Origin of the sequence: Undibacterium sp. CCC3.4 (assembly GCF_034347425.1) — a bacterium.
Classification (GTDB): domain Bacteria; phylum Pseudomonadota; class Gammaproteobacteria; order Burkholderiales; family Burkholderiaceae_D; genus Undibacterium.
On the sequence record NZ_CP133779.1, the window covers coordinates 647,780 to 659,920 of the forward strand.

Annotated in this window: 10 protein-coding genes; 5 read left to right on the forward strand and 5 right to left on the reverse strand. The window is 55.3% G+C overall.

Going from position 1 to position 12,141, the window contains the following annotated elements:
• Window positions 1-46 precede the first annotated feature (46 nt).
• Window positions 47-1,147, reverse strand: coding sequence for an aromatic ring-hydroxylating dioxygenase subunit alpha (locus RHM61_RS03100; protein WP_322249670.1), 1,101 nt, complete (start codon window positions 1,145-1,147; stop codon window positions 47-49).
• 505 nt (window positions 1,148-1,652) lie between these two features.
• Between RHM61_RS03100 and RHM61_RS03105 the strand changes: the two genes are divergently transcribed.
• Window positions 1,653-2,585 carry a triacylglycerol lipase gene (locus RHM61_RS03105; RefSeq protein ID WP_322249671.1) on the forward strand — a complete coding sequence of 311 codons (933 nt, stop codon included), beginning with the start codon at window positions 1,653-1,655 and terminating at the stop codon, window positions 2,583-2,585.
• 20 nt (window positions 2,586-2,605) lie between these two features.
• Window positions 2,606-3,547, forward strand: coding sequence for a lipase secretion chaperone (locus RHM61_RS03110; RefSeq protein WP_322249672.1), 942 nt, complete (start codon window positions 2,606-2,608; stop codon window positions 3,545-3,547).
• A gap of 14 nt (window positions 3,548-3,561) precedes the next feature.
• On the opposite strand, the gene RHM61_RS03115 is transcribed toward RHM61_RS03110, so the two are convergent.
• Window positions 3,562-5,712, reverse strand: a complete 2,151-nt coding sequence (locus RHM61_RS03115) for a DUF1631 family protein (RefSeq protein ID WP_322249673.1) — start codon at window positions 5,710-5,712, stop codon at window positions 3,562-3,564.
• 348 nt (window positions 5,713-6,060) lie between these two features.
• Between RHM61_RS03115 and RHM61_RS03120 the strand changes: the two genes are divergently transcribed.
• From RHM61_RS03120 to dxs, 3 genes are read left to right on the forward strand one after another with little or no spacing between them, the layout of a single operon-like run.
• Complete coding sequence (locus RHM61_RS03120) at window positions 6,061-6,330, forward strand: exodeoxyribonuclease VII small subunit (protein ID WP_322249675.1); 270 nt, start codon at window positions 6,061-6,063, stop codon at window positions 6,328-6,330.
• Window positions 6,327-7,214, forward strand: coding sequence for a farnesyl diphosphate synthase (locus RHM61_RS03125; RefSeq protein ID WP_322249676.1), 888 nt, complete (start codon window positions 6,327-6,329; stop codon window positions 7,212-7,214). Before RHM61_RS03120 ends, RHM61_RS03125 begins: the two co-directional genes overlap by 4 nt.
• A gap of 13 nt (window positions 7,215-7,227) precedes the next feature.
• The gene (gene dxs, locus RHM61_RS03130; RefSeq protein ID WP_322249677.1) at window positions 7,228-9,096 is read left to right on the forward strand and encodes a 1-deoxy-D-xylulose-5-phosphate synthase; all 1,869 of its coding nucleotides are present in this window, start codon (window positions 7,228-7,230) and stop codon (window positions 9,094-9,096) included.
• Window positions 9,097-9,148: 52 nt separating this feature from the next.
• Here the strand turns inward: dxs and RHM61_RS03135 are convergent, their stop codons facing one another.
• From RHM61_RS03135 to RHM61_RS03145, 3 genes are all read right to left on the reverse strand, one after another.
• Window positions 9,149-10,768: a methyl-accepting chemotaxis protein gene (locus tag RHM61_RS03135; protein WP_322249678.1), complete on the reverse strand. Its 1,620-nt coding sequence runs from the start codon at window positions 10,766-10,768 to the stop codon at window positions 9,149-9,151.
• A gap of 398 nt (window positions 10,769-11,166) precedes the next feature.
• Window positions 11,167-11,859, reverse strand: a complete 693-nt coding sequence (locus RHM61_RS03140) for a nucleotidyl transferase AbiEii/AbiGii toxin family protein (RefSeq protein ID WP_322249679.1) — start codon at window positions 11,857-11,859, stop codon at window positions 11,167-11,169.
• Entirely contained in the window at window positions 11,852-12,058 is a 207-nt protein-coding gene (locus RHM61_RS03145; RefSeq protein ID WP_322249680.1) for a hypothetical protein, read from the reverse strand. Before RHM61_RS03145 ends, RHM61_RS03140 begins: the two co-directional genes overlap by 8 nt.
• Between the last annotated feature and the right edge of the window lie 83 nt (window positions 12,059-12,141).

The window sequence follows — 12,141 nt, forward strand, 5'->3', positions numbered from 1 at the left end:
CTCTAAAAAAAACCAGCAAAAAATAAGGAGGCCGCGGCCTCCTTTGTTACAACGCCATACGACGTCGGTACCATTCATGAAAATGCTGCATGCCATCTTCCATCGGCGATTGGTAAGGGCCAACTTCGTTTTCACCGCGCGCCAACAAAGCACGCCGACCGGCATCCATGCGCGCGCCGATTTCATCATCTTCGACACAAGTTTCCATGTAGGCGGCGCGTTCGGCCTCGATGAACTCGCGCTCAAACAGCACGATTTCTTCGGGATAGTAAAACTCGACCACGTTGCGCGTCTTGCCGGTTGCAGTGGGCCATAAGGTCGAGACCACCAACACATGCGGATACCACTCAACCATGATGTTGGGATACAAGGTCAACCAAATGGCACCGTATTTCGGTGCTTCGCCTTGACGGTATTGCAGCACCTGTTCTTGCCAGCGGCGATAAGTTTCCGAACCCGATTTGAGCAAACCATTGGCCACACCGACCGTTTGCACGCTGTAATCTTCGCCGAATTCCCAGCGCAAATCATCACAGGCAACGAAGCTGCCCAAGCCGGGATGAAACGGCTCGACGTGATAATCTTCCAGATACACTTCGATGAAGGTTTTCCAGTTGTAAGCGCATTCATGCACTTCGACATGATCGAGCAAATAGCCGCTGAAATCGAGCTCACGCGTCACACTGAGTTGGCCCATGCGTTCCATGACGTTGTAACCGTTTTGCTCGAACAATAAGCCGTTCCAATTCTGCAGCGGCGTGCGCTTGAGATGCAGACAAGGTGTATCGGCGAAATGCGGCGCGCCGATCAACTCACCTGTGAGGTCATAGGTCCAGCGATGCAGCGGACAGACGATTTGTTTGGCATTGCCGCGGCCATTGAACATCAGCGCTTGCCGGTGCCGGCAAACGTTAGACATGAGCTCAATACCGTGAGCACTGCGGACCAGCATGCGACCTTCATTTTCGGCGGCCAGCGTGGCGTAATCGCCAACTTCAGGCACCATCAATGCATGGCCGACATAGCGTGGGCCGGCTTGGAACAAATCTTTGATTTCGCGCTGTAACAGCGTTTCATCAAAATATACTTGCACCGGAAGTTGCGCGTCAGAACGCGCGAGTGTAGACAAAGAAGCCAGATCGGACATCCCCACCCCCCAAATTAATTTGCACCAACCTAAGAGAGAAAGAATCCACAAAAACCTGTTTCCGCGCGGGGTTTCAGTCCACGCGAAAATTCAAACGATCAAACGCCTTGAAGAGGAAATTTTGGACAGAGCCGAGAATTATACCTGAAACCATTCTGATTCATCAATCGCGACGTCTATGTAACGACAAAATCTCGCGCCGCGCTAAGGCTGTATCGCGATGGCACCGAATACAACAGAGTAAATCATTTAGGTACATTCATCTAATTGGCTTTTTTCGCACCGCAACAAAATATGGCAAAGCTCAAGCATCCCCAGCAAACAAACAATTTTTGGCAAAAAAAGCGAATTAAATTCCGACGAATTGCATTTTTTTACTGCACCACTATGCTGCACAGCAACTTGCCTTCGCCATGCAGAGAAACCTAAGCTGCATGGGCGCGATCAACAAAGCGCCCGCTTTTTTCTCCTGCATGCCGTTAAAACGTTTTTTAAAAGGCTCACTATGCACTCTATCTTACTCAAAAAAATTCTCGCCATCTTCTTGCTGTGCGCACTGTTTCCCTTGCCCGCCTACGCCAGCGGCTATACCGCCACGCGCTATCCTATCGTGCTGGTGCACGGCTTGTTCGGCTTCGACAACATCGGCCCGGTCGAATATTTTTACGGCATTCCAGCGGCGCTGCGCAGCGACGGCGCTCAAGTATTCATTACCCAAGTTGCAGCGGCTAACAGCAGCGAAGTGCGCGGCGAACAGTTACTGCTTCAGGTTAAACAAATTCTCGCCGCTACCGGTGCGGCCAAAGTCAATTTGATTGGCCACAGCCATGGCGGCCCGACCGCCCGTTATGTCGCGTCAGTACGTCCTGACCTGATCGCTTCGGTCAGCTCGGTTGGTGGGGTCAATCGCGGTTCGGCGGTGGCCGACATTCTGCTACAGGTGGCGCCGAGCGCTTCCTTCAGCAATATCGTGCTGGCATCGGTCAGCAATGGCTTGGCGCGTCTGATCAGCTTCCTCTCGGGCCAACCGACGCTGTCACAAAACGCTTTGGCAGCGGCCGCTTCACTCAGCACCGCCGGCTCGCTCAAATTCAATCTGGCCCACCCGGAAGGCATTCCAACCAGCGCCTGCGGCGAAGGCGCTTACCACGTCAATGGCGTGGCCTACTATTCTTGGAGCGGCGCGCAGCCGGCGACGAATTTTCTCGATATCTCCGATGCCGCATTAAGCTTGACTTCTCTGGCCTTCAAAGGCGAAAAAAATGATGGCTTGGTCAGCAGTTGTTCCAGCCATTTGGGTCAAGTCATCCGCGACGATTACGGCATGAACCATCTCGATGAAGTCAATCAAACTCTGGGCTTGGTGAATATTTTCGAAACCAATCCGGTCACCGTATATCGGCAACACGCCAACCGTTTGAAAAACAGCGGGCTGTAAGCCGCCTGCCGAGTACAACGATGAACCGCCGCCCCCTCCTGTTCGCCCTGTGCGCTGCCGCAGGTCTGATGCTCGCCCTGCTATCGCTATGGCTATGGCTGCGCCAAGATAGCCCGGCAAGCACGCTGCACTTGACGCCACCGACAGTGGCCAAGTCCTTGCTCGGCACCAGCGTCGATGGCAAGGCGCAGCAAGGCAGCGACGGCGATTTACTGGTCACGGCCGAGTTACGCCGCTTATTCGATTATTACCTGGCAAGTAGCGGCGAACAAAGCCTGCCCGCAATCAGCCACGCCATCGGACTGGCGCTCGATGAACGGCTGGCAGCGCGGGCAGCACAACAAGCACGCGAACTGTTGCGACGCTATTTACTTTACAAACAAGCCTTGCCGGCGCTTGAGCAAGCACTTCCCGGCAGCCTGGTCGCTCCGTCCATGCTGTCCGGCTTACAAAAAAAATGGCAAAACATGCAGCACTTACGTGGGCAATTTTTCAGCGCGACGGAAAACCGCGCACTATTCGGCTTGGACGATGACTATGATAGTGATGCCTTGGCACGGCTGGCACTGAACCAAGATGCCAGCCTGACGGCAGAACAGCGCCAGCTCGCCCTGGCACGCCTCGACCAAGCTGTGTCGCCGGCCCTGCGCGCCGCACGTGAGGCACCGTATCAAGTGCTGCGAATGGAGCAACAGGCACAGCAATTACGTGCCCAAGGTGGCAGTGAAGATGAGGTATATCGTCTGCGTGCGGCAAGCTGGTCGCCAGAAGCGGCGAACCGCTTGGCCGAGCTCGATCGCGAGACCGTCGACTGGCAAACACGGATACATACTTATCAAGAGCAACGCGCGCAATTGCGTGGCACAGCCGATGACAGCACGGCGCAACAACTCTCCGTGCAGGCACTGCGCGATCGGTATTTCACGGTACTGGAACAGAAACGCTTGAGCGCCTATGAATAAGCGCGCGGCAAGACTCAGGCCAGCTCTTCGGCGGCCACGACCAGAGCACGGTCGATCAACTGATCAAGCTGCAGGATACTGGCGCGTTGTTGGCGAAACGCTTGTTCCAGTTCTTGCGCCGGCACCGAAAAACTTTTACCTTTTTCGCTGGCCGTCAAAATATACAAGCTGCGCATCGGACTGACCCAAGCCAATCTGAGCTTGAGCGCCGGTGCCTCGGCAGTAATGGAAAAGGCCAACCAGACACCACGTTCGAGCCGCTGCACCAGTTCTGGCCATTGATCGGCTTCCACGACTGGCACGCCGAGTGCCGCCTGCTCCTCTTGGACGCGTCTTTCCAGCCTGCGCTCGGCCGCATGTTGCGCCGCCTCCATAGCCAGTTCTAGCTGACGTTCGGGCGTCAAATCCAAGGGCGCACGCACGATCGAAGCATGGCATTCGGCCAGCTCGGCAAAGAAGCGTATGCGGTCGGCATCTTCCCACTTGATCAGGCTCAGCCACTTATTCAAGCGCGCCAAAATCGCTGGCAAACGCTGCAGCAATTCCTGCCGCTGGGCCAGACTGATCTTCGGTTTCACACTCCAGATCAATTCATCCATGGTTTTGATGGCATCGGTCACCGCGTGCGGCTTCTCTTCCTTCACGCTGTAAGCGAGCGTCAGCACCTTGGTCCAGCGGTTTTCGAGAAAGGTTTCGATGAAGGCCACCACCTCACCACTGCCGACGCGCAGGGCAACTTCTTGCGTGGCAATCAGATTGGCTTGCTTGATTTTTTCTTTGCGCAGCGCTTTTTGTATCGGCACCTCAAGCGCCGCGACATGTGCTTTTTCCTGCTCGGCGATGAAGGCTTCCAAATCATTGACGACTTCATCGAACAGCGATACTTCCTGATCGAATTCTTGCGCCACGCGCGCGACATTGCGCTGCATGGCAGTATACAAGGGTTCTTGGCGCGCCCCAGCATGCGCCACAGCCGGACTGTAGCGCGACAACAGTTCGATCAAACGACGTGCCGGATGATGCTCATTGAAGAAAAATTCTTGGTCGATCAGGGCCGCTTTGAGCACCGGCACCTGCAAGCTGGAAATCAATTGTTTGACTGCGGCCGGCATGCTCGGATTCTGCAAAACATGCTCAAAGACCTGCGACAACAAATCCAAGCTATGTTTTTCCACACCCGTGCCCATGTGCTCGGCAAGCTGCTCTTGTACTTGCGAAAGGCGTAACACCTGATCGGCTTCGTTGAGCATGTGCGTCAATTTGACGCTGCGCTGGAATTCATTCAAACGCTGTAACAGTGCTGCCGGCAGCTGTGCTGTACCAGCCTCATGCAGCGCTGCTGTGCCCGCTGCCGCGTCAGTGCCGGCGGCGAGAAAGTTCCGTAAGATCTGGCGCTGCGCTGTGCCTATCGGTCGAGCTGCCGAACTGTGCTCGGTTACACTGCTCGGGTCGGCATCAGGCGCCGGTGTAGTGCTGCGACTGCGATGAATTCGATATGACTGTTGCAAGTCGGGCAAAATTCCCTGCTCGACCAAGTAGCCATTGAGTGCCTCAATGATGGGTTCAAGATCAAATAAAATATCGCTGCGCAGCAGCGGCAATATCAAATCATGGCTATCCGTTTCCGTATCAAACTTGCACCAAGCCAGATACAGCAAATTCAAAAACACATCGGGACGAAACGGGTTGTGCGCAATGCTCAGAGTTTCGCGCTCGAGCACATGCGACAAGCGCATGGTCAGCGCCGCGTACTGCTGCGCGCAGTCGAGCTCGAGACTGCGACTGACGCGGCCGAGCGCGAGTTTCTTATCCATCTCGGCATAACTGACCAAGCAAAAATCGGCGTCTTCAAGGTCCACCGCCGCCTCTACCGGGGCCAGCAAGCGCGTGATTTCGGCGCGCAAACCGTGCTCGAGTTCCAATGCCGCCAAGTGAAAAAATGCATAGGTATTTTTTTTCAAACTCTGACCGGCATGAAAACTTAAATTAGCTTGACGCGAATCCGCGCTGTGTTCCGACAGCGCCAGCAAGGCATTGGCCAAGCGGGCAGAAAATGCGTCGAGCTGGGCAATCACCAAATGCGTCGCCACCTCTGCCATACCACGCCACACGTCCTGACCAGTTGGCCTGGTGTGCTTCGATGTCTGGGTCGTAGAGGGATGCATGATAGAGCCTGGTCAAGCGATCATTGGCAATGCGTGCGGATGCGCTGGACCGAGGTCGAATTCAGTTCAATCCGACTAAGGAAGTGCGCTCAATAATGCGTTAAAGCAATATGCTCACTATATACGGTTAATTTCCATGTGGAAATATTACATTGGCAATTTCGCGCGGATTTGCAGTATAAAGCTCAGGATAGGCACAGGCTGGTTTCAAATCTGAAACAATTATGGCAATTTGTAAGTGCTGGACGCCACAAATTCGGTCGATAACAAGTAAGCAAGGGCAGTTTTGCTCTAAAATAGACAGTTAGACTTCTTTTCGTTTAGTTTGATGCAATATTCATACCCTATATGACGCCTCCACATTCTCCCGCTGCAAAGCCGACCGCGGCAACAGCGGCACCGACATTCGAAGCCGCCATGGCTGAACTGCAGGAACTCGTCAATCTCATGGAAGCTGGCCAACTGCCGCTGGAACAATCGCTGAGCGCCTATGAACGCGGGTTTGAATTGATTCGCCAGTGCAGCACGCAGCTAGACAAAGTCGAACAGCAAGTCAAAGTATTGGAAAACGGCATGGTCAAAGCATTCCAAGGCTCGGCTGACGAGGATTTGTCATGAGCGAGCAGTTCCGTAGCTGGATGCGAGATATCCAGCAAGACTGCGAAGCAGCCTTGGCGCAATTTCTTCCCGCAGCCAGCACGTTGCCGCAGCACTTGCATGCAGCGATGCGTTATGCCGCGCTCGACGGCGGTAAACGCATACGACCGCTGCTGGTGCATGCAGCCGGGCAATTATTCAATGCACCGCAAGACGCCTTGCGGCGCGCCGCTGCAGCCGTGGAAATGATCCACGTGTATTCGCTGGTGCACGACGATATGCCTTGCATGGATGACGACGCCCTGCGCCGCGGCAAGCCAACGGTGCACATCGTGTATGATGAGGCCACCGCTCTGCTGGTGGGCGACGCCTTGCAAGCGCAAGCCTTTCTGGTACTGGCAGAAGGCGCTGGCAGTGCCGCTGGCAAGCTCGAGATGGTGCGTATTCTGGCACAAGCAGCAGGTTCGGTAGGGATGTGCGGCGGTCAAGCCATCGATTTGGCCAGCGTTGGATTAGCGCTCACGCGCGAACAACTCGAGCAAATGCATAAACTGAAAACCGGTGCCTTGCTGCGCGCTGCGGTTTTGCTCGGTGCCGGCAGTGGTAAGCTGTTGGCAGCGGTGGAACTGAGCGCCCTCGATGCCTACAGTGCCGCCATCGGCCTGGCTTTCCAAGTGGTCGACGACATCCTCGATGCCAGTGCTGATTCCGTCACGCTAGGAAAAACCGCCGGCAAAGATGCCGCCGATAATAAACCCACGTATGTCAGCTTGCTCGGTCTGTCTGCTTCCCGCTTATTGGCGCAACAACTCTGTGAACAAGCTCACACCGCCCTGCAAATTTTTGGCGCACCGGCCCACCACCTGCACGATCTGGCCGATCTGATCGTGCAACGACAAGCGTAAACAGCCGTATCCTATGACGAAATTACTTCAACAAATCAATTCACCGGCTGATCTCCGCCAACTGACACGCCAGCAATTACATCCGTTTGCCGACGAATTACGCCAGTACGTGCTCGATTCGGTATCCAAAACCGGTGGCCATCTGTCTTCCAATCTCGGCACGGTGGAACTGACGATCGCCCTGCATTATGTGTTCAACACCCCGGAAGACCGTTTGATATGGGATGTCGGCCATCAAACCTACCCGCACAAAATTCTTACCGGCCGACGCGACCAAATGCATACGCTGCGTCAAATCGACGGCATTTCCGGCTTCCCACGGCGCGCTGAAAGCATTTACGATACCTTCGGCACGGCGCACTCCTCGACCTCGATCTCGGCCGCCCTTGGCATGGCTCTGGCCGCGCGCAGCAAAGGTGAAAGCCGGCATGCCGTCGCCGTCATCGGCGATGGTTCCATGACCGCCGGTATGGCCTTCGAAGCGCTCAACAATGCCGGCATCTACGATGACATCAATCTGCTGGTCGTGCTCAACGATAATGACATGTCGATTTCGCCGCCGGTCGGCGCGCTCAACCGCTATCTGGCGCGCCTGATGTCAGGAAAATTCTATGCAGCGGCGCGCAATGTCGGCAAATCGGTGCTGCCGTCACCGATGCTGGAATTGGCCAAGCGTTTCGAAGAACATGCCAAAGGCATGCTGGTGCCGGCCACTATGTTTGAAGAATTCGGCTTCAATTACATCGGCCCCATCGACGGCCATGATCTTGAATCACTGATCCCTACCCTGGAAAATATTCGCCACCTCAAAGGCCCGCAATTCCTGCATGTGGTGACCAAAAAAGGCCAAGGCTACAAGCTGGCCGAAGCCGATCCGGTGCTCTACCATGGTCCTGGCAAATTCAATCCGGCAGTCGGCATTACGCCCAGCGCCAGCAGCAAGAAAACCTATACCCAAGTATTCGGTGAATGGTTGTGCGACATGGCGGCGAGCGACAATAAGCTGGCCGCAATCACCCCAGCCATGCGTGAAGGCTCGGGCATGGTTGAATTTGAAAAACGCTATCCGCAACGTTACTATGATGTCGGCATCGCCGAACAACATGCCGTCACCTTTGCCGCCGGTCTGGCATGCGAAGGCTTGAAGCCGGTACTGGCAATCTATTCCACCTTCTTACAACGCGGCTACGACCAACTGATTCACGATGTCGCGCTGCAAAACCTCGACGTCACCTTCGCACTCGACCGTGCCGGGCTGGTCGGTGCCGATGGTGCTACCCATGCCGGTAATTACGATCTGGCTTTCCTGCGCTGCATCCCGAATATGGTGATCATGGCACCGTCCGATGAAAACGAATGCCGTCAAATGCTGACCACCGGCTACCGTTATCCGGGCCCGGCGGCGATTCGCTACCCACGTGGTGCCGGCTGTGGTGCCGTGGTGACGAAAGACCTCGAAGCGCTGCCTATCGGTAAAGGCGAAATCAAACGCAAGGGCAGCGGCATCGCGATTCTGGCGTTCGGCTCGATGGTACAGCCAGCCTTGCAGGCGGCCGAGCGGCTCGACGCCAGTGTCGCCAATATGCGCTTCATCAAACCGCTCGATGTGGAATTGCTGCGCTCGCTGGCAGCCAGCCATAGCGCCTTGGTCACGGTAGAAGAAGCCAGCATCATGGGCAGTGCCGGTTCGGCCGTGGCCGAAGCGCTGGCCGCCGCCGGCATCAGCATACCCCTGCTCATGCTCGGCTTGCCTGATCAATTCATCGATCATGGCGACGTTGCTGTACTGCTGCGCGATTGCGGGCTCGATGCCGCCGGCATGGAAGCCTCGATCCGCCAACGCTTCCCAGACTTGACCGACAGCAGAGCGGCAGCGGCATAAGCGCGTCTACCCAGCAGCCAGAGCGGCAGAACGGAGTCGGCCGCAAAGGCTCCTAGCGAAGCGCCAAGCTGCGTGCAGCCGCAGGCGTGGCCCGAACTGCCGGACGGCTACTCGCGCCATCGCGGTCGATCTTGAACACGCTGACCGTTTGCGCCAGTTCGCTGGCCTGATCCTGCAGTAACTGCGTGGCCGCCGCCGCCTCTTCCACCAGCGCAGAATTCTGCTGCGTGACCTGGTCCATTTGGGCAATCGCCTGATTGACCTGGTTGATGCCCTCGCTTTGCTCGCGGCTGGCGTTGGCGATCTCACCAACGATCTGCGTCACCTGATGCACATTGTCCACCATGGTGCTCATGGTGGTGCCGGCGCGCTCGACTAACTCGGTACCGAGTCGTATCTTGCCGACCGAATCATCGATCAGCACTTTGATTTCCTTGGCCGCCGCCGCCGAGCGCTGCGCCAAATTGCGTACCTCGGAAGCCACCACCGCGAAGCCGCGCCCCTGCTCGCCCGCGCGCGCCGCCTCAACCGCCGCGTTGAGTGCCAGAATATTGGTCTGGAAGGCGATGCCGTCGATCACGCTGGTGATATCGACGATCTTGCGCGACGACTCGTTGATGGCGTTCATCGTGCTGACCACCTCCACCATCACCTGCCCGCCTTGGGCCGCGGTGTTCGAGGTGCCATCGACCAGTTTGCGCGCATGCTGTGCGTTGTCAGAGTTTTGTTTGACGGTGCTGGTTAACTCCTCGATTGAGGCGGCGGTTTCTTCCAGCGAACTGGCCTGGGTTTCGGTGCGCGATGACAGCTCCATGTTGCCCGTCGACAATTCCTGCGATCCCAGATTGATCAACTCGGCACCCTGCCGCACACGCGACACGGTAGCCAACAAATCCTGCTGCATGCGGCGGATCGCCATCAACAGCCGGCCGATCTCGTTGTTACCGGCGTCATCGATGCTTTCGGTCAAATCACCCTGCGCCACTCGGTCCAGCAGTGCGACGGCGTGCTCCAGCGGTGTGATCACCACGTTTTTCAGAAAAATGTGTACCCCGGCCACCATGGCCAGCGCGGTCATCAACCCCAGTGCCACCAGCCACATGACGATACCGTATTCCTTCTGACGGGAATCCATCAGCGCGGTGACCTGCTCATCGCTGAGCTTCTGGTATTTTTCCAGCAGCACCGAAAATGCTGTCCCAGTTGGGCTCAGCTCGCGCACGTTGATCACCGTAAAAGCATCGGCATCGTCGCGTGCCAGCGCCGCCGAGGCGCGCTCGAGCACTTGCGACTGCGCCCGGCCGGCGGCGATCAGACTTTTCTGCAGCTCGACATCCTGGCCCTCGTAGCGGGCGGCCTTTTCATACTTGTCGATGTAGTCGAGCGTGCGTTGGTACGACTTATTTGCGGTAGCGAGGGCAAGGTCACGGTCGGCCGGCTTGCCGCCATCCTTGATCGTGGAGTAAGCGCGGATCTGCGCCGAGCGCGTACGCGTGGTGTCTTTGTAGGCATCGTTGATGGTGATCACTTGCGAGCTGATCTGGTGCATGGTTGCCATCGCCTGGTTCGATTGCCGAAGCGAATACAGTCCGAGCGCCGCGCCGACCAGCAACATCGCCGCAAACAGGAACAGTACCGCCAACAAACTTACACGGATAGTCATATTCTTCATATCAACTCCAAGAGAGTGCTAGACAAAGGTTGCATTTTAGCAATATATTGAGCCTGAAGATAGCATTAATTTGCTGACTAATAGTCACAAAACAGCGTTTGCTGCCTCATGCCTGCAAAAGACGTGGCTGATTCAACACACACCCTGCAGCAAAAGCGCTGGCTGATTGACAGGACAACTTAATCGTCGCAAGCGACGATCCATTAAGTTGTTTTAACAGAAAAAAAAGTGCCCTTGATCGACCCTCCCACCCTGAAGGCACTGACGTGCCACTGGATTCCTGCCTACGCAGGAATGACGAGGCGAGAGCATGGGAGAATGACATGTTGGCCAGTTGGAGTAATGATACCGACTGAAAACCCTTTTGCGACAGCCTCTTTAGGTCGGGTTTTCAAACCCTAGTCAGGTTGTTCCAATGACGAATTCAGCGCAGCCTCTAAACTCAAACCAAGCTCATCACTCATTCCCATTTTCGCCAGACAACTGCGAAAATATTCGGGATTCGAGCGGAGTAACTGTTTCGATTTATCAAAGGCACCACGCACAGAATCCCCATACGCTTCCCTGGCTTTGTCCCATGCTTGTTTCGGAATGCATGTGCATTTTTTTTCCATCATCATCAAATCAATGATGTCCCGGCTCATCACGCTTTTGTCAGCGTAACGATCAGCGTTGGCCAATAATTTCTCTGCGAACAAATCCGTGCTGGTCAAGCATGGGACCGGCAAGCTTGCGACCATCATTCCACTCAATTCAATTCTGGCTTCTCTAACGATCTCAAATTTAATCGGCGTTCCATCAGCAGAAATGACAGCACGAATGCCATCTCGATCAGCGCGCACGTCTCTCATCAGTTCAATTGGCTGTGAAAAAATATCACCAAGCCCATTATTGAACACTGAATTTCTTAGCTTCCGATAACCATCTTGGTCCGCGCACAGAAAATCAATGTCGATGGACTCACGGAATTCGCCGTACAGAAGCGAAATTGCTGTACCGCCACCAAAATAGCATTTTGTGTCCAGAAGAAATTCCGGGTTCATTTTTTTGAGGATGCTGAGTACCTTTTGATGATGTTCGCGCTCAAACATTCAGTACTCCGTGCCCGTATTGTTGTGTTAACCGAGCGATCAACTCCGCTTCACCAGGAAGCAAGCTCTCAATATCGAGGAATCGCCAATTATTCTCGTAGAGTGCGAATGCTTCCTCTTCCTCAATCTGTCGAACCACACGGTTCCAAGCAAGCAAAGCGAGCTGAGGATAGTCGTCAATCTGCAGTTGGGTAGCCATCATATGTCCCTATGCGAGTTTCATTCCATTCGGCCAACAGACCCTACGGAAGTGCCGGCCATTTATCCTGACATTTCCAAGAT